Annotated in this window: 15 protein-coding genes and 1 pseudogene; 8 read left to right on the top strand and 8 right to left on the bottom strand. The window is 71.2% G+C overall.

Annotated features, from left to right (window positions below; translation table 11 throughout):
- Positions 1–72 precede the first annotated feature (72 nt).
- The 3 genes from ACH4U7_RS20870 to ACH4U7_RS20880 are packed head-to-tail and all read right to left on the bottom strand — an operon-like array spanning position 73 to position 3254.
- On the bottom strand, positions 73–678 hold the full coding sequence (locus ACH4U7_RS20870) for a DNA-binding response regulator (RefSeq protein WP_398529346.1): 606 nt from the start codon (positions 676–678) through the stop codon (positions 73–75).
- A gap of 21 nt (positions 679–699) precedes the next feature.
- Entirely contained in the window at positions 700–1524 is an 825-nt protein-coding gene (locus ACH4U7_RS20875) for a 4'-phosphopantetheinyl transferase family protein (RefSeq protein WP_398529347.1), read from the bottom strand.
- Positions 1521–3254, bottom strand: a complete 1734-nt coding sequence (locus ACH4U7_RS20880; protein ID WP_398529348.1) for an AMP-binding protein — start codon at positions 3252–3254, stop codon at positions 1521–1523. Before ACH4U7_RS20880 ends, ACH4U7_RS20875 begins: the two co-directional genes overlap by 4 nt.
- Positions 3255–3781: 527 nt before the next feature.
- On the opposite strand from ACH4U7_RS20880, the gene ACH4U7_RS20885 reads away from it, so the two are divergent.
- Positions 3782–4699: an ATP-binding cassette domain-containing protein gene (locus ACH4U7_RS20885; RefSeq protein ID WP_398529426.1), complete on the top strand. Its 918-nt coding sequence runs from the start codon at positions 3782–3784 to the stop codon at positions 4697–4699.
- Positions 4699–5424 (top strand): ABC transporter permease, encoded by a 726-nt coding sequence (locus tag ACH4U7_RS20890; protein ID WP_398529349.1) that lies wholly within the window; start codon positions 4699–4701, stop codon positions 5422–5424. The genes ACH4U7_RS20885 and ACH4U7_RS20890 overlap by 1 nt, the downstream gene beginning before the upstream one ends.
- 64 nt (positions 5425–5488) lie before the next feature.
- Here ACH4U7_RS20890 and ACH4U7_RS20895 read toward each other — a convergent pair whose 3' ends face one another.
- Positions 5489–6733, bottom strand: a complete 1245-nt coding sequence (locus tag ACH4U7_RS20895) for a M6 family metalloprotease domain-containing protein (RefSeq protein ID WP_398529350.1) — start codon at positions 6731–6733, stop codon at positions 5489–5491.
- 381 nt (positions 6734–7114) lie between these two features.
- Here ACH4U7_RS20895 and ACH4U7_RS20900 point away from each other — a divergent pair, with 381 nt between their 5' ends.
- Entirely contained in the window at positions 7115–8989 is a 1875-nt protein-coding gene (locus ACH4U7_RS20900; protein WP_398529351.1) for a putative bifunctional diguanylate cyclase/phosphodiesterase, read from the top strand.
- Positions 8990–9034: 45 nt separating this feature from the next.
- Here ACH4U7_RS20900 and ACH4U7_RS20905 read toward each other — a convergent pair whose 3' ends face one another.
- The 3 genes and pseudogenes from ACH4U7_RS20905 to ACH4U7_RS20915 all read right to left on the bottom strand — a co-directional run.
- The gene (locus ACH4U7_RS20905; protein WP_398529427.1) at positions 9035–10084 is read right to left on the bottom strand and encodes an LLM class flavin-dependent oxidoreductase; all 1050 of its coding nucleotides are present in this window, start codon (positions 10082–10084) and stop codon (positions 9035–9037) included.
- A 330-nt stretch (positions 10085–10414) separates the two neighbouring features.
- A complete protein-coding gene (locus tag ACH4U7_RS20910; protein ID WP_398529352.1) occupies positions 10415–11173 on the bottom strand; it encodes a decarboxylase in 759 nt (252 codons plus the stop codon).
- 445 nt (positions 11174–11618) lie between these two features.
- Positions 11619–12387: pseudogene (locus tag ACH4U7_RS20915) on the bottom strand (decarboxylase); the annotation flags it as partial.
- Between the two features lie 210 nt (positions 12388–12597).
- On the opposite strand from ACH4U7_RS20915, the gene ACH4U7_RS20920 reads away from it, so the two are divergent.
- Positions 12598–13545: a D-2-hydroxyacid dehydrogenase gene (locus ACH4U7_RS20920; RefSeq protein ID WP_398529353.1), complete on the top strand. Its 948-nt coding sequence runs from the start codon at positions 12598–12600 to the stop codon at positions 13543–13545.
- 13 nt (positions 13546–13558) lie between these two features.
- The gene (locus tag ACH4U7_RS20925) at positions 13559–14980 is read left to right on the top strand and encodes an amidase (RefSeq protein WP_398529354.1); all 1422 of its coding nucleotides are present in this window, start codon (positions 13559–13561) and stop codon (positions 14978–14980) included.
- Positions 14981–15116: 136 nt separating this feature from the next.
- Here ACH4U7_RS20925 and ACH4U7_RS20930 read toward each other — a convergent pair whose 3' ends face one another.
- Positions 15117–15617, bottom strand: a complete 501-nt coding sequence (locus tag ACH4U7_RS20930) for a DUF3830 family protein (RefSeq protein WP_043487537.1) — start codon at positions 15615–15617, stop codon at positions 15117–15119.
- Positions 15618–15734: 117 nt separating this feature from the next.
- Between ACH4U7_RS20930 and ehuB the strand changes: the two genes are divergently transcribed.
- Genes ehuB through ehuD form a run of 3 tightly spaced genes read left to right on the top strand, consistent with a single transcriptional unit; the run spans position 15735 to position 18045 of the window.
- Positions 15735–16649: an ectoine/hydroxyectoine ABC transporter substrate-binding protein EhuB gene (gene ehuB / locus ACH4U7_RS20935; RefSeq protein WP_398529355.1), complete on the top strand. Its 915-nt coding sequence runs from the start codon at positions 15735–15737 to the stop codon at positions 16647–16649.
- Positions 16646–17398, top strand: a complete 753-nt coding sequence (gene ehuC, locus ACH4U7_RS20940; RefSeq protein WP_398529356.1) for an ectoine/hydroxyectoine ABC transporter permease subunit EhuC — start codon at positions 16646–16648, stop codon at positions 17396–17398. Before ehuB ends, ehuC begins: the two co-directional genes overlap by 4 nt.
- On the top strand, positions 17395–18045 hold the full coding sequence (gene ehuD / locus ACH4U7_RS20945; protein ID WP_398529357.1) for an ectoine/hydroxyectoine ABC transporter permease subunit EhuD: 651 nt from the start codon (positions 17395–17397) through the stop codon (positions 18043–18045). The genes ehuC and ehuD overlap by 4 nt, the downstream gene beginning before the upstream one ends.
- Positions 18046–18063 lie beyond the last annotated feature (18 nt).

Below are 18063 nucleotides of genomic sequence, written 5' to 3' on the forward strand. Positions count from 1 at the left end.
CGCCGCTGTCAGGGCCTGCGCCTGCACGGGCGGCGTCGCCTCAGGACCCGTACCCGCGCGGCGGCGTCGCCGTCACAGCCAGCCGGCCTCGCGGGCGATCCGGATGGCATCCACCCGGTTGCGCGCGTTCAACTTGGTGACGACGGACGTCAGATAGTTGCGCACCGTGCCCACGGACAGATACAGCCGGGCCGCGATCTGCGCGGAGTCCTCCCCCTGGGAGGCCAGCAGCAGCACTTCCAGCTCGCGCGGGGTCAGCGGCTGCGGCTTGTCGTCCAGGGCGGCCAGGACGAGCTGCGGGTCGATGACCCTCTCCCCCTTCGCGACCGCTCGGATGGCGTCGCACAGCTTGTCCGGGGTGCTGTCCTTGAGCAGAAAGCCGGAGACATGGGCCGCCAGGGCGCGGCGCAGATTGCCGGGCCTGCCGAGGCTGGTGAGCATCATCGTCCGGCACTCGGGCACGGCGGTGTGCAGCTCACCGGCGGCCGTCAGGCCGTCCACCCCGGGGAGGTCGATGTCGAGAACCGCGACATCCGGGCGGAGCTCCTTCGCACGCGGCAGGATTTCGGCGCCGCTTGAGAACTCGGCGACGACTTCGATGTCCGGCTCGAATTCCAACAGTGCGACAAGTGCCTTGCGCAGCATGTGCATGTCTTCGGCTATCAGCACTCTGACCACGTCGCCCCTGCCCCTGCCTGCTCAACCCCCGTCGTATACCCGCATACGATTATTCCCAAATCTTCTCGGCCGCTCCACCAATTCTCGGCCGAATCCGCCCACCGAACACTCGTACTGCCGCCAGACCGAGCTTATAAAATGACTTGCTGCTGAATGATCGCCGTTAACTTCCGAAATAGAGAATCGCCATCCGCTGCCCGATACGACAGCATCGAACTCGAATTCGGCGAACGCCAGTCGCATTCCACACCCCAGCGCCTTTGTGTATGCCTCCTTCAGCGTCCACAGCCGCAGCAACGCCCGCTCGCGCTCCGGTTCCGCGAGGTCGGCCAGCGCCGCGCGCTCGGCGGGGGCGCACAGCCGCCGGCCCACATCGGCGTACCGCATCGGCCGCCCGGACGCCTCGACGTCCACCCCGATGCGTTCGCGCCGGCTGACGCCCGCGACGAGCAGATCCCCGGTGTGGCTGAGGCTCAGCTCCACCCGGCCGGCCCCGGCGCAGCGGGCGTACGGCCGTCCGCCCGGCTCGTACGCGAGGCACACCGCCTCGGGCGCGGCGCCCGACACCGCCGCGACAAGGTGTTTGAGCAGCAGCCGCGAGGCCACGAAACGTCCGCGGGCCGCCGGGCGGGTCAGGGTGCGCAGGCGGCGCCGGTCGCGTTCGTCGAGCATCCCGCGCAGGTCCTGATCGAGCACCAGATCCTGGGGGTCGAGCGGCAGCCACTCCCGCCACCGGCCGTGGACGACCGCCCGGCCGCGTGCGGCGTACGCCTGGCGCACCGGTCTCCAGGGGCCGTCGGGCCCGGTCAGCGGGAGGGGCGACGGGGGTGGACCGTCGGGTGTCACACCACGCCTCCGGCGGCGGGCTCACGCGGCAAGGGGACGAAGTCCTGGTACAGCGGCCGGACTTCGCCCCGTAGAAACTGCTCGCGGAGCGTGGCGCGGGGCACCTTGTGGGATCCGGCGCGGCGGACCGTACCGGGGCGGACCAGCAACACCCCGCCCGTGGCGGCGCCGAACTCCTCCGCCACGCATTCGCGTACCCGCCCGGCCAGCCCGGCGAGCGCGGCGCGCGAACCGCCCGCCGTACCGACCTCCTGGACCACCACCAGCGGCCCGGTGCCCGGCCCCGCGCAGAACACCCGGGCGGAGCCCAACGGCCCCCCGCAGCGCAGCAGTTCGCGCTCCACATCCTGTGGATGCAGGGTCATCCCGTCCACCATGAGGCTGTCGGCGAGGCCGCCTTCATGGGTGCGGCCCGTCATCCGGATCTCGCCGTCGCGCGCGATGCCCAGGTCGCCGGTGCGCAGAAACCCGCCCGCGGCCTCGGTGTCGCGCGAGCGGCCCCAGTGGCCGGCGGCCACGGCGGGGCCGCGCACCCAGATCTCGCCGGCCATACCGTCGGGCTGCGGCCGATGGGTCGCCGGGTCGACGACGCGGAGGTCAAGACCGGGCACCGGGCCCCGGCCCTCGGCGGTGAGGAACGGCGCGGCCTGCGCCGGCGCGTATCCGGCGACCAGCGTGCCGGGGCGCAGCCCGGCGGCCGCGCAGCGGCGGTGGAAGGCCGTCATGGTCGCGGCCGAGACCGGCTCGGCGGCGTTGAGCGCCGTACGGAGGCGGGAGAGGTCGAGCCCGGCCAGTTGCTCGTCGGTGGCCTCGGCGGCGCAGCGGGCGTAGCAGGTGTCGGGCGCCACGGTGTGGGTGATGCCGTGGCGGCTGAGGGCCCGCAGCCAGGCCACGGGGTCGGCGAGGTGCGGGCGTACGGGCAGGGGTACGGCGGTGGCGCCGAGCCACAGCGGGTGCAGCAGCTGGCCGATGAGGCCGGGGGTGTGATGGCGCGGCAGCCAGCCGCCGATCCGGGAGCGGCGGCCGGTGCCCAGCGCCTGGCGCAGGGCGGGCATGGCGGCGAGGAGGTTGCCGTGGGTGATCAGCGCCCCGCGCGGCGCGGTGGCCGGACCGGCGTCGTACGCGAGGAGGGCGAGACTGCCGGGTGTGGTGCGCGCGGGTGTGGTGTCGGGTGCGGCGGCGTGGGCGTCCGAAGCGGTGTGCGGGGCGGTGCGGTTGTGCGGGGTGGCGGGGGCGTACGGGGCCGGGTGGGCGTGTGAGGCCGGGTGGGCGTGTGAGGCCGGGTGGGCGTGTGGGCTGAGGCCGTCCACGGCCAGACAGGTGATGCCGGTGCGGCCGATGAGGGCGAGCCTGCGGGAGGTCTCCGTGGCGTGTGCGGTCTCGGTCAGGACCAGGTCCACGGCCGCGTCCTTGGCGATGGCCGCGGTGCGCTCCGCCTCGGTGCGGGAGGCGGTCGGCGCGGGGACGGGGACCGCGACCGCCCCCGCGTACAGGCAGCCGAGCAGCGCGGCCGCCGCGTGCGGGCCGGGGTCGAGGGCGAGCAGCACCCGGCGGCCGGGCGCGTCGCGGGCGCGCAGCCAGGCGGACACGGCGCGGGCGTGGGCGTCGAGGGCGGCGTAGCTGATCCGCTGTTCGCCACCGCCTTCGGCCGGGTACACCAGCGCCTCGTCGGCGGCGCACAGCATGGCCCGGTCCATCAAGGCCTCGGCCAGATTCGTATGTCGGTGCATTCTCTTCTCCCCAGCGCCTGACGGGACCCGGCCCCACACCGCCTCGCTTCCTCGGTAGATGGGGCATCGAGGTGTCGAGGCAGCGAGGCGGCGGCTTAGGCCGTGCAGCAGTAGGGTCCGCGGCGTCGCGTGCCGATGGGCGGCTCCCCCGTAACTCCGCACGGGAGGTGCCCTCAGCCGCACCCCGCTCGTCGCACGCAGGGGGTACCTCCCAGCGGTAGCTGGGGGAGCCGCGCGCTCTCCTCATGGGGCACGCCCATGCCTGCCCCTCGACCCTCCCCCCAGGCCCTGGCGGGCCTGGGCGGTACCCCCTCCTTCACCCGCGCTCCCTACTCCCGGACGGCCTGAAAGGGAGTGTCGGGGCGGCGACTCGAAGGCGGCTCGAACTTGGGCAGGTCATAGGACAAGCAGCAAACCTGTGCGGCTCATATCTCGCACCATGACATTTGTCCTGCCGGACTGCGGACTGTCGGCACTGTCGCCACCCGGTCACGGTCCGTAGCGTTTCTTCCATGACGAGTACAGCGATGACGGCGGCGGACCCGCCCGTGGTGGAGTTCGCCGGTGTGGCGAAGCACTACGGCGGGGTGCGCGCGGTCAAGGGCATCGATCTGACCATCCGGCGCGGCGAGTCGATCGCCCTGCTCGGCCGCAATGGCGCGGGCAAGTCCACCTCGATCGGCATACTGCTCGGGCTGCTGCCGCCGAGCTCGGGCCGGGTGCGGCTCTTCGGCGGCGCGCCGGAGGCGGCGGTCCGCTCGGGGCGGATCGGCGCCATGCTGCAGGAGGGTGCGCTGATCACCCGTGTGACGGTCCGTGAGCTGGTCGCCTTTGTGGCCGGCACCTACCCGAGGCCGCTCCCGATCGCCGAGACGCTGGAGCTGGCGGGGCTGACCGAGCTCGCGGAGCGGCGGGCGGACCGGCTCTCCGGCGGGCAGGCGCAGCGGCTGCGGTTCGCGCTCGCCATGGCGGGCGGGCCGGAGCTGGTGGTGCTGGACGAGCCGACGGCGGCGCTGGACGTGGGGGCCAGGCGCGAGTTCTGGGCGGCGATGCACTCCTACGCGGCGCGGGGCAACACGGTCTTGTTCTCCACCCACTATCTGGAGGAGGCCGATGACAACGCCGACCGGATCGTGGTGATCGACAAGGGCCGCAAGGTGGCGGACGGCACGGGCGAGGAGATCAAGCGGACGGTGGGCGGCAATGTCGTCGCCTTCGACCTGGGCGACCGCTCCTCCGAGGGGCTCGAGCTGCTTCCGGGGGTGACGAGCGTCGAGATCCGGCGCGACCGGGCGTATCTGCGCAGCGCCGAATCGGATGCGACGGTGCTGGCGCTCGCCGAGCGCGGGGATGTGCGGAATCTGGAGGTGCGGGTGTCGCGGCTGGAGGACGCCTTCGTCGCGCTCACCACCGGCAAGGACGAGCGAGAGGAGGCGGTGGTCTGATGCTGACGTCCATCGCGTTGGAGCTGCGCAGGATGACCCGTGACTTGGCCTTTCTGGTCTTCGGGGTGGCCCTGCCGGTGGTGATGTATCTGCTCTTCACCAACGTGGGCGGCGGGGACGGTGACAAGGGCTCCCATGACACCGCGGCGATGATCGGGATGGCGGCGTACGGCGCGCTCGGCGCGGCCCTGGCGAACGGCACGGGTGTGGCGGAGGACCGGGGGCGCGGCTGGCTGCGGCAGCTGCGGATCACGCCGCTGACTCCGCTGGAGGTGGTGGGGGCGCGGGCGGTGACCGGTTCGCTGGTGGTGCTGCCGTCGATCGTGGCGGTGATGGGAGCGGGGTTCCTGGTCAACGGGGTGCGGATGCCGGTGTTGCGGGCGCTCGCCCTGGTGGCGGTGTTGTGGCTGGGCACCCTGCCGTTCACGCTGCTGGGCCTTGGCAACGGCTACCGTCTGTCGGCCCAGAGCACGGGCATGGTCAACACGGCGGCCAGTATGGGGCTGTCCATCATCGGCGGGCTGTGGATTCCGCTGAGCGCCTTCCCGGACTGGTTCGGCTCGATCGCCGAGTGGACGCCCACGAATCGCTTCGCGCAGTTGGGGTGGGATGTGTCCGAGGGCGCGCTGCCGGCGGTCGGAGCGGTGGCGGTGCTGGCGGGGTGGTTCGCGGTGTTCGGCGCGTATGCGGCGGCCGCGTACCGGAGGAGCACCCACACCAGGTGAGCTGATGTTCCCCCCTTTTTCGCGGCTCGGTTCTCCCCCAGCTACCGCTGGGAGGTGCCCCCTGTCAGGTCGGCCGGGGCTTGCGGTCGACCTTCACAGTCCAGCCACCGCCCGTAGTGCGCCCGGTGACGCTCACGCGCACGTTGTCCTGGCGCACGGACAGGGTCTCCCCGACACCGAGCGGGGCGTCGGCGAGTTCGGGATAGACCGACTCGTTCCAGCACGCCCCGCTGCCGGGGTGGCCGTCCAGCACCTCGATGGGGCCGTCGCCCGAGGCGGTGTCATTGCGCACGCGGTAAATGAGCACGCCCTCGGTGCAGGTGGCGGCGTCGTTGCCGTAGGCGCCGCGTGCCTCGATGGCCAGCGCGGTGGTGGCGCCGGTGCGCACCACGACGAGGCGGGTGCGGCTGTCGTCGGCCGGGCTGCCGCCCGCCATGGGCGCGTCGAGGGGTTCGAGGGTGTGCAGGGTTGCGCCGGAGGCGCGCACACATTGGACCTGGCGCGGGCGCAACCATCCGAGCTTCCATTTGTGCCACCCGAAGGGGTCGGGCGCCAGCCCGAATTGGCTGCCCATCAGGTCCCAGTCGCCGACATAGGTGTCCCAGTCGCCCTCGCCGTCGGAGCTCTTCGGCCGGTGGTAGAGGTCGGGGAGGTCGAAGACATGGCCGGTCTCATGGGCCAGCACATTGCGGTCCGGCGGGTGGTTCTCGAATACGGTCACGAGCCGGCGCAGCTCGACCCCGTCGGCGCGCAGCGGCTGCTCGAAGTTGACCACTTTTGTCGCGTCGGCGTCCACGCCTGGGGCGTCTGGGTCGGCGACAAGGTAGACGACGTCATAGCGGCCGAAGTCGACCGAGGGGTCGGCGGCGGCGATGGCGTCGCGCAGATACGCGGCCCGCCGCCCGGCGTTCCAGTCGCGCTTTATGTCGTACGAGGTGGACGCCTCGGGCATGGTGATCCATCGCTTCGCGGCGTGCACCCGCAGCCTGAACTGCCCGTATGAGGCGCGCCGGAAGAATGCCGTGGTCGCGGGGATGTGATCGGTGGCCAGCCGTCGCGGAGTCACCTTGGGCGTGGCGTCCGGGAAGGAGAGGAAGACCATGGCCGCGTGGAGCGTGCGGACGGGGCGGGGGTAGCCGGCGTTCCAGGTGTCCACGCCCTCGGAGTGGTGCGCCCCGGTGCGTTCGAGCGTGCACGGCCCGCCCGCGCCCGCCGCGAAGGCGGGGCCGGACACCACGGTGGTGGCGATCATGGCGCTGAGGGAGGTGAGCACGGCCCCGGTGCGGCGCAGCCGAGGCGGGCGCCCCATACCCTCGGGCAGTCGACCTACCCCCGCGGGGAGTGGGTCCACCCCTTCGGGCGGCTGAGGACGCGCCATGTCGACCTCCCGGACCTAGACCGTCCACCCCATCCACCCTGAGGCGGATGTGTGCGGTACGCCCTGTTCGGCTGGCCCAGTCGAGTGAACCGGCCCCGATGCGGGTACGTAACAGACGGTCACAGTCGGTCGTGAGGGCAGTGGGTCCGTGCAGAGTCGAACAGATACGACCAAACACATGTACAAGGCAACGATAGTCGCGATCGCATGGTTGGAACGGCCGGAGCATGAGCCTCTATGATCGGCACATTTCCAGCGGGGACTCCCTATTCGGGCAGGCATTCAGGGCCCGCCCGGCACCCGGTGTGAGACATGCACAAGATGTGTACGACAGACCTGTACGAGACGAGCGCCACGCGGGAGCGAGCGGTGAGCGGATCCCCTGACGGCCAGGGCCGCGCGCCCGGCGCGACTCTGCCAACGATCACGGAACGTAACGCGGCGCCCAGCGCCGGGCCGCCCGGCAGCACGCCACCGCCCGGCACCGCGCCGAATGACTACCGCGCCGCGTTCAACGCGGCGCGGCTCGCCATGGCCGTCATCAACCGCGAGGGCATAGTGCTCGACGCCAACCCCGCGCTCGGCGCGCTGCTGGGCGCCGAGCCGGCCCGGCTGATCGCGCGCAACGCCGCGGACCTGGCCGATCTGCGCGAGGATCCGCGCACCTGGAGCGAGTACCGCGATGTGTTGCACGGCCGCCGCCGACGGCTGTGCTGCACCCGCCGGCTGCAACGCCCCGACGGCCATGCCCTATGGGCGGAGATCACCGTCGAGCCGGTGCCGGACAGCTGCAGTGTGCTGCTGTCGATGGCCGACGTCAGCGAGCGGCGCGATCTACAGGGGCGGCTGCGCCATCTGCAGATGCACGACCCGGTGACCCGGCTGCCCAACCGCAATCTCTTCTTCGAGCGGCTGGCCTCCGCGCTGGAGGCCGCCGCATACGACCGGGGCGGCACCGGGCGGATCGGGCTGTGCTACCTCGACCTCGACGGCTTCAAAGCCATCAACGACACGCTCGGCCACCGCGTCGGAGACCGCCTGCTCGGCGCGGTCGCCCAGCGGCTCACCGAATGCGCCGCGCCCGACGGCCATCTGGTGGCGCGGCTCGGCGGCGACGAGTTCGCCCTGCTGGTCCGGGACTCCACCGGTACGGAGCAGCTGTGCGAACTGGCCAGGTCCGTACTGGCGGCGCTGCAGCGGCCGTTCGACGTGGCCGGGCAGCGGCTGTCGGTGTCGGCCAGCATCGGCGTGGTGGAGCGGCCCGCCGCCGGAACGCACACCACCTGGCTGATGCAGGCCGCGGACACCACGCTGTACTGGGCCAAGGAGGACGGCAAGGCGCGCTGGACACTCTTCGACCCGGAGCGCAACGCCCACCGGATGACCCGGCAGGCGCTGTCCAGCACGCTGCGTCCGGCGGTCGAGCGGGAGGAGTTCGTGCTCGACTACCAGCCGCTGGTCGGGTTGGTCGACGGCGTGGTGAAGGGCGTGGAAGCGCTGGTGCGCTGGGAGCATCCGCGATTCGGCAGGCTGTCGCCGAATCGGTTCATCTCGCTGGCGGAGGAGAACGGCGCGATCGTCCCCCTGGGGCGCTGGGTGCTGCGGACGGCCTGCCGCCAGGCCCGCGAGTGGCAGTTGGCCCACCCCCTCAACCCGCTGATCGTCAGCGTCAATGTGGCGGTCCGCCAGGTCTGGGACTCGGATCTGGTCGCGGAGGTCGGCTCGATCCTCGCCGAGACCGGACTGCCGCCGCATCTGCTCCAGTTGGAGCTGACCGAGTCCGCCGTGATGGGCTCGGCGGGGCGGCCGCTCCAGGCGCTGCTGCAACTCAGCGAGATGGGGGTGGCCATCGCCATCGACGACTTCGGCACCGGCTACTCCAACCTCGCCTATCTGAGCCGGCTCCCCGTCTCCACGCTCAAGCTCGACGGATCGTTCGTCCAGGGGTTCCGGGCGGAGGAACACCCGAACCCGGCAGACGAAACGATCGTCCAGGCGCTCGTCGAGCTCGCGCACCGGCTCGGTCTCACGGTGACCGCCGAATGCGTGGAGAGCGCCGAGCAGGCGGAGCGACTGGCCCGGATCGGCTGCGACACCGGACAGGGCTGGTTCTACTCCCGCCCGGTGCCGCCGGACCGTATCTCCGCCATGATCGGCGGCCATCCGGCGGCCACGAGCGCGCAGTAAGCGGTGAAGTCGCGCGGTAAGGAGTGAAGCAGGGGTGAGCGTCGGTCAGGCTGTGGCCGTCGGCAGATCGTAGGCGTCGGCGATCAGCTCGTACGAGCGCAGCTTGGCCTCGGGGCCATGGACGTTGGCCGTTATCTTGATCTCGTCCACACCGGTCCGCTTGATCAGCCCGTCAAGCCCCTCGCGCACCGCGTCCGGGGTGCCGTACACGACGTTGGTCAGCCAGCTGTCGACGAAGTCCTCCTCGATGACATTGAACTCATGCGCCTCCGCCTCCTCGGGGGTCGGTATCAGACCGGGCCGCCCGGTGCGCAGCCGCACCATCGACAGCGCGCCGGTGAGCACCTGGCGGCGCGCCTCCTTCTCGTCCTCGGCCGCGAACGCCGAGACCCCGATCGAGGCGTACGGCCGGTCGAGGATCGCGGACGGCCGGAAGGACTGGCGGTAGAGGTCGAGCGCGGGGATGGTGTTCGCCGCGGAGAAGTGGTGGGCGAAGGAGAACGGCAGGCCGAGCGCCCCGGCGAGCCGGGCGCTGAAGCCGCTGGACCCCAGCAGCCACACCGAGGGCCGGTCGGCCGACTGCACCCCGCCGGGCGCCGTGCCCTGCACCGGCCCGGGGACGGCGTGGATGCGCGCGTAGCGGTGACCGTCCGGGAAGTCGTCGTCGAGGAACCGGAGCAGTTCGGCGAGCTGCTGCGGGAAGTCGTCGGCGCCCTCGTTCAGCCGCTCGGTGCGGCGCAGCGCGGCGGCCGTGGCCCCGTCGGTCCCCGGCGCCCGCCCCAGCCCCAGGTCCACCCGCCCGGGCGCCAGGGCCTCCAGCGTCCCGAACTGCTCGGCGATGACGAGCGGCGCGTGGTTGGGCAGCATGACCCCGCCGGAACCGAGCCGGATCCGCTCCGTATGCGCGGCCAGGTGGGCCAGGATCACCGCCGGGGAGGAGCTGGCGACGCCGGGCATGGAGTGGTGCTCGGCCACCCAGAACCGGTGGAAGCCCCGCTGCTCGGTGAGCTTGGCGAGCGCCACGGTGCTCCGCAGCGCCTGGGCGGCGGTCAGCCCGCTGCCGACGGTCGCCAGGTCCAGCACCGACAGCGGAATGGGGGCGCTTCCCTGGGGCGTGGCATAGACGCCGTGGTCCTGCGCCCCGCCCTGCTCACCCTGCGGGTCGCGCCCGCCCTGTGCGCTTGCTCGTCCTTCCGCGCCTTGCTGCCGGTTCTGCTCGCCCTGCTGGTTCTGCTGCTCGCCCTGCCGGTCTTGCTCGTCGGCCACGGTGGCCCGCCTCCCTGTCGCCCTGTCTGCGCCGCTCAGTGTGCGTCATTCCGCACCGCAGACTGGCAACCGGAGAATGGCTCCGTTTTATTCCCGCGCGGCTGCTGACTCGTCTCACGCGGGGCTCCTGACTCGTCTCACGCGGGGCTCGTGCTCGTCTCACGCCGCGCGGAAGAGCTCCCCGAGCCGGTCGGACGGCACCTCCCTCCCGAGCAGCCGCAGCCCCTCCCAGACCGTGACCTGGTTCGCCGTGAGCACCGGCTTGCCGACGGCCCCCTCCAGGTCGGGTATCCAGGCGGCGGTGTGCAGGGCGGTATCCGGAAGAAGCACCGCCTGGGCGTCGGGATGGTCGCCGGCGCGGGCCAGCCGCAGCACCTCTTCCCGGCCCCAGGTGCCGACCTCGGCGGCGGTGATGATCCCGCTGCCGCGCATCGCGACGACCTCCGCGCCCGCCGCCTTGAGAAAGGCCCTGAAGTGATCCGCGACATCCTCCGGATAGGTCGCGGCGATGGCCACCCGCTCGGCCCCGAGGGCCCGCACGGCGCGCGCGAAGGCGAAGGATGTGCTGGAGGCGGGCAGCCCTGCCCTCTCCGCCAGCTCGCGCACCTGCTCATGCGCGCCGTCCCAGCCGAAGACGAAGCTGGCGCTGGTGCAGGCCCAGACCACGGCCTGGGCGCCGCGCGCCTTCAGCTCCCCCACCCCGGCGGCGAGCCGGGCGGCCGAACCCATCTCCAGCAGGGCGTCCACACGATGGGCGTCCTCGCCGATGTCGGTGTGGACGAGGGGCAGCCGGACACCGGCATCGAGGATGGCTTCGAGCCGCGGATAGTCGTCCTCGGCGGAATATCCCGGGTAGAGGAAGCCCACGGTGTCGCCCACCGACTCGCCCTCAGCCCTGCCCGTCGCCGCTTCCACCATGGCTGCCTCCCTCTCAAGCGACCCCCACCGGCGCCGCCCCGTTCGCCTGACACTTCTCATACACCGCGGCCGCCCATCGCGTTCCCTCACACCGTCGGCGAATTACCTCCCGACTCATCCCGGTACGGGGCATCCCCCATCCCGGAGCCGAACGCCGAGTCCGGGCCGCCACCACTGCTGCCCGGCTCCCCGTCCGGCGCCGACGGCGGCCCGGCCAGCGCCGCCTCGGGCTCCGGCAGCGGCAAGGACGGGGCGGGATCAGTCAGCGGCACGGAGGGAATCACCACCGGCTCCACCGGCCCGACCAGGTGATCCATCGCCCCCGCGGCGGCTTCCACCGGATCGACGACCGGACCGCCAGGACCCGCCAGCCCCGACGTACTCGCCAACCCCGACGTACTCGCCAACCCCGACGTATCAGCCGCACCGGCCGAGTCGGCCAGCCCAGCCGGACCCGACATCCCCGCCGGGCCGCGCCGCGCCGCCGGGTCCAGCAGGGCCTGGTACGGCCCGACCGCCCGTTCGCCGACCGCCCGCAGCGCCGCCCACATCGTCACCTGGTTCGCCGAGAGCACGGGCATCCGCAGCTCGGCCTCCAACTGCGGGATCACGTCGTACGTGGGGAGGTTGGTGCAGCTGATGAAGAGCGCGTCGGCCGCGCCGACCACCGCCTGCCGCGCCATGTCGACCACGTCGCGGTAGGGCACCCTCCAGATGTGCCTGGTCAGCCCCAGGTACGCCCGCCCGGTCACGGTGATCCCGGCCTCGCCCAGGTACTCCTCCAGGGAGTCGGTCACCGACTTCGTATAGGGCGTCACCACGGCGATGCGCCGGGCGCCGATCTCCCGCAGCGCGTCGAGCAGCGCCCCCGACGTGGTGAGCGACGGCAACTCGCCCGCCTGCGTCATCGCCGCGCACATGGCGCGCTCACCGGCGACGCCGCCGACGAAGCTGCCCGAAGTGCAGGCGTACGCCACCACCTCGGGCGCGATCGCGCACAGGGCGCGCACCGCATCGTGCAGAGTTTCATGCTCGCTGACGAGCCGCGCCAGATCGAGGCTCACCTCGACCGGAACGAACGGAGTGCGCGTCAGATGCAAGGAGACCTCATCGGGCACCCAGCGCCACAGCTCACGATCGAGTGCGAAATCGAATGGTGCTACGACGCCCACGCCGCGCTGCGGCTGTGGGCCACCCAGAAAAGAGACGTCCATGAGCGAGCCCCAATACACAACGGAGGGCTGGACCATTGGCCAGAGGGAAAGAGCCGGCCTAATGCCGGGACGTCGGGACAGAAGCCGGAGCGATGCCGTTATTGACGACGGTAGTTTCCGCTGCCTAGCGTGGTCAATCCTCGCTCTGAGGCGACTTCCCGACACCCTCGACAGCCAAGCGCACCTACGTTTCGAAACGGTTTCTCGCCCATGACCGAAAGCACTGTGGTCGTCTTCGGCGACGACCCTCCCGTCCGTCTCGACCGGCTGGCCGGCCGCGCCAAGATCCTTGTGTGCGACGAGTCCTCGCTGCCCGAACTGCTCCCCGTCGCCGACGCCCTGCTCGTCTGGGACTTCACCTCCGACGCGGTTCGCGCCGCCTGGCCCGGCAGCGGGCCCAGGCCGCGCTGGGTCCACACCGCGAGCGCGGGCGTGGACCAGCTGATGTGTCCTGAACTGATCGAATCCGAAACGGTGTTGACCAACGCCCGGGGCGTCTTCGAACAGCCGATCGCCGAATATGTCGCGGGGATCGTCATCGCCATGGCCAAGGACTTCTACGGAAGTTGGGAGCTCCAGCGGCAGCGCCGCTGGCGCCACCGCGAGACGATGCGGCTCGCCGGGACCCGTGCGGTCGTCATCGGCGCCGGCCCGATCGGGCGGGCCATCGGCCATACGCTGGCCGCACTCGGCATCGTGGTCGATCTGGTGGGGCGTACGGCGCGCGCGGGCGTGCGCGGCGCCGACGAGCTGAACGGGCTGCTGTCGGAGGCCGACTGGGTGGTCTGCGCGGCACCGCTGACCGACGGCACACGCGGCATGTTCGGGCGGGAAGCCTTCGCCCGGATGAAGTCGAGCGCCGTGTTCATCAATGTGGGGCGCGGTCCGCTGGTTGTCCAGGACGACCTGGTGGCGGCGCTGGTCGCGCGGCATATCGCGGGCGCGGTGCTGGATGTGTTCGAGCATGAGCCGCTGGCCGCCGACGACCCCCTGTGGGACGTTCCGGGGCTGTTCGTCTCGCCCCATATGAGCGGCGACACGGTCGGCTGGCGGGACCAGCTCGCCGAGCAGTTCCAGGACAACTACGACCGCTGGGCCGCGGGAGAACCGCTGCTCAACGTGGTCGACAAGCGCCTGGGATACGTACCGGTCGACTAGAAGGAGAGGGTGGATGACCGATATCCACGATCTGACAGCCGTTCAACTCCTCGAGCGGTACGCCTCCGGCGACCTCTCCCCCGTCGAGGCGACCCGCGCCGCACTGGACCGGATCGAACAGATCCAGCCAGAGGTCAACGCGTTCAGCCGGGTAGACGCGGAGGCCGCGCTGCGTCAGGCCGAGGAGTCGGCCGAGCGGTGGCGGCGCGGCGAACCCGCCGGTCTGGTGGACGGGGTGCCGGTGTCCGTGAAGGACATCCTGTTGCAGCGCGGCGGCCCCACGCTGCGCGGCTCGCTGACCGTCGCGGCCGACGGCCAGGCGTGGGACGAGGACGCGCCCTCGGTGGCCCGGCTGCGCGAGCACGGCGCGGTGTTCCTGGGCAAGACGACGACCCCGGAGTTCGGCTGGAAGGGCGTCACGGACAGCCCGGTGTACGGGGTGACCGGCAACCCGTACGACCCGCGGCGCACCGCGGGCGGCTCCAGCGGGGGCAGCGCCGCCGCGGTGGCGCTGGGCGCGGGGCCGTTGAGCCTGGGGACGGACGGCGGCGGTTCGGTGCGTATCCCGGCGTCCTTCTGCGGCATCTTCGCGTTGAAACCCACCTATGGGAGGGTTCCGCTGTATCCGGCGAGCGCGTTCGGAACGCTCGCTCATGTGGGTCCGATGACCCGCGACGCGGCCGACTCGGCTCTGCTGATGGATGTGATCTCCGGCGCGGACTGGCGCGACTGGTCCCAGCTCGCGCCCCCGGAAGGCAGCTTCCAAGAGGCGATCACGGCGGGCGGGGGCGGCGTGGACGGGCTGCGCGTCGCCTACAGCCCCGCGCTCGGCGGGTCCGCGGCGGTCGATCCGGAGGTGGCGGCGGCGGTACGGCGGGCGGTGGACCTGCTGGCGGACCTCGGCGCGTCCGTGGAGGAGATCGATCCGGGGATAGAGGACCCGGTCGAGGCGTTCCACACGCTGTGGTTCAGCGGGGCGGCGCGGGTGGTGCAGCCGCTCGGGCAGGACAAGTGGGAGCTGCTGGACCCGGGGCTGCGCGAGATCTGCGCCCAGGGTGCCGCGTACAGCGCGCTGGACTATCTGGCCGCCGTGGATGTGCGTATGGCGCTCGGAAAGGCCATGGGCCGGTTCCACTCCGCGTACGACCTGCTGGTCACCCCGACGCTGCCGATCACCGCCTTCGAGTCGGGGGTCGAGGTGCCGAAGGGGTCCGATCACACGCGGTGGACGGGCTGGACGCCCTTCACCTACCCCTTCAACATGACCCAGCAGCCCGCGGCGAGCCTGCCCTGCGGGCTGTCCGCCGACGGGCTGCCGATCGGGGTGCAGCTGGTGGCCGCCCGCCACGCGGACGCGGTGGTGCTGCGGGCGGCGCACGCGCTGTACGAGGCGGGTCTCGCGGACGGCGTCAGGCCGCCGACAATGGCTGGCTGACGAGGGTGTTCGGCTGACGACGGACGGCTTAGGACGCCCCGCCGACCGACTGACGACGAGGGCCGGCTGACGACGGCGACCCCAGCCGTCCCGTCCCACCCGGGCCGCACAGCCCGGATGGGACGAGACGGGCCGCCTACGCCCGCCGGAAGCTCAGCGTCTCCCCCAGCGCCCCGGCCCGCCACAGGTCCTGGCAGGCGTCGGCCATCCGGTCGAGGCCGTCGACGACCGCGCCCCAGACGATGCCCGGCACCCACCCCGCGTCGCCGTTGATCAGCAGGTTGTTGCGCTCGTAGAAGAGCGCGAGGTCGACGACCCGCTGCTGCCCCTGGTGCTTGGCCTGCTGCTCATAGCCGTAGGAGGCGGTGCCCAGCTGGGTGTCGGTGAAGCTGAAGTAGCACAGGTCGCCGGGGATGGGGGTGATGGTCGGGTTCTCCAGGGGCGGCTCCTCAGGGGCGAAGGGAGGCAGCAGCGCGTAGATCTCGTTGCGCGCGTACTTGGCGTGGTAGACGTCGCCGCCCAGAGGCAGCGCGTTCCACACCGCCTCACAGGTGATGGGCGCGCGGTCGTCGAGGAGTTTCGCCGTACAGCTCACGCCCCGCTTAGCGAGCGAAACCTCGATAAACCGGTCAGCCATGACATTCCTCCCACTCGTTTCCGGACCAGTTGCCGGGAGCCCCTACCCAGACCGGCCAAGCGTCAAGGGCCGAAAAGGATCTGCATATATTCCGCGCGGTCGGGTAGCCGCGCGCCCATGGCTCCACCACGAGGGATACACAAGGACATCAGCGGAAGACGGCTGAACCGCCGCGCGCTTCTGGCGGGCGGGGCGGCCATGGGTCTGCTGGGCGCCACGGCCTGTAGCCGGGTGTCCAGCGCCGATTCCAAGGACGGGGGAAACCTGCTGAGTCGCCTGCGGTCGCAGGGGACGGTACGCCTGGGTATCGCGGGTGAGATCCCGTTCGGCTACATCGACAAGAACGGCGACTTCACCGGCGAGGCGCCGGAAATCGCGAAGGTGATCTTCAAACGGCTGGGGGTGGCACATGTCCAGCCGGTTCCGACCGAGTTCGCGTCGCTGATACCGGGGCTGCGCTCGCAGCAATTCGACGTGGTCTCCGCCGGTATGTACATCAATCCGGACCGCTGCCAGCAGGTGATCTTCTCGGACCCCGACTACCGCGTCCGTGACTCGTTCATCGTACGCAAGGGCAACCCCAAAAACCTGCACAAGTACGAGGATTTCGCCAAATCGGGGGCGAAGCTCGCCAGCGGCTCCGCGTACGCCCAGATCGGCTACGCGGTCAACGCCGGGGTGAAGGAGAGCGACATCATGGTGCTCCCCGACCAGCTGGCCGGGCTGCTCGCGGTCGAGCAGGGCCGCGCGGACGCCTTCGCGGGTACGGCGGTGACGGTGCGCAATGTGATCCGGCAGAGCGGGGGCCGCCGGGTCGAGGCGACCGAGCCGTTCCAGGCGCTGCTCGACGGCAAACCGGACATCGGCGCGGGCGGTTTCGCCTTCCGGCCGGAGGAGACCAAGCTCCGGGACGCCTTCAACGTCGAGCTGCACAAGATGAAGAAGAGCGGCGAACTCCTGCGCATCGTCCGGCCGTTCGGCTTCACCAAGGCCGAGATGACGGATCTGACCGCCAAGGAGCTGTGCCGATGACGTCCGGACTGTGGGAGAAATGGCTCCTTCCGGGGGTCTGGATCACCATCCAGCTCACCCTCTACAGCGCGCTCTTCGCCACCGTCGTCGCCTTCGGCGTCGGCATCGCCCGTACCTCCAGGCTGTGGATCGTCCGCTTCCTCACGGGCTTCTATGTCGAGGTCTTCCGGGGCACCTCGGCCCTGGTGCTGATGTTCTGGCTGTTCTTCGTGATGCCGCTGGGGTTCCAGTTCCAGCTGCTGCCGATGTGGGCGGCGGTGCTCGCCCTGGGCCTGACGTACGGCGCGTACGGCTCCGAGATCGTGCGCGGCGCGATCGCCGCCGTGGCCCCGGCGCAGCGCGAGGCGGCGATCGCGCTCAGTTTCACGCCCGCGCAGCGGATGCGGCGGGTGATCCTGCCGCAGGCGATCCCCGAGATGATCCCGCCGTTCAACAACCTTCTGATCGAGCTGCTGAAGGCGACCGCGCTGGTCTCCGCGGTGAGCGTCGCGGACATCACCTTCGCAGCCCAGCTCTCGCGGCTGGCGACCGGTGACAGCCTGGAGATCTACTCGATCATCCTCGCCCTCTACTTCGTGCTGGCCTTCGTCCTCACCCGGCTGATGCGTCTGCTGGAGCGGCGCGCCAAGGCGGGCATCGGGCAGGCGCCGGAACAGCGCAGGAAGGGCCCGCTGGTGACCCGGAAGCTGTCCGCCGCCCAGGAGACCGAGCAGTCCACCAACCTGATCACGGCAGGAGGTGCCCAGTGAACTGGGACTGGGACGTCGCCAAGGACTTCCTCCCCGAGCTGGGCGACGGGCTGCTGATCACCCTCGAGGCGACCGCCCTGGGCTCGGTGCTCTCGTTCGCGCTCGGCCTGGTGTGGGCGCTGGCCTTCCGCTCGCCGACGCGCTTCGTACGCTGGCCGGTGGCCGCGGTGGTGGAGTTCATCCGCAACACCCCACTGCTGGTCCAGTTGTTCTTCTTCTACTACGTGCTGCCGACCTGGGACATCAAGTTCTCCGCGCTGACCACCGGGGTGATCGCGCTCGGCCTGCACTACTCGACGTACACCGCCGAGGTGTACCGGGCCGGTATCGACGGGGTGCCCAAGGGCCAGTGGGAGGCGTGCACCGCGCTCAGCCTCTCGCGCGGCCGCACCTGGATCTCGGTGATCCTGCCGCAGGCGATCCGCCGGGTGGTGCCGGCCCTCGGCAACTACGTGATCGCGATGCTGAAGGACTCGCCGATGCTCGCCCTCATCGGGGTCGTCGACATGCTCCAGAAGGCACGGGCGCACGGCGCCACGTCCTTCGAGTACATCGAGCCCTACACGATGGTCGGCATCGCCTTCATCCTCATCGCCTATCCGGCATCCCTTCTCATGCGAGCCCTGGAGCGTCGCCTTGGCCACTGAAACCGAGCACAAGAACCC

The sequence above is a fragment of the Streptomyces sp. NPDC020845 genome, from assembly GCF_044334165.1.
Classification (GTDB): Bacteria; Actinomycetota; Actinomycetes; order Streptomycetales; family Streptomycetaceae; genus Streptomyces.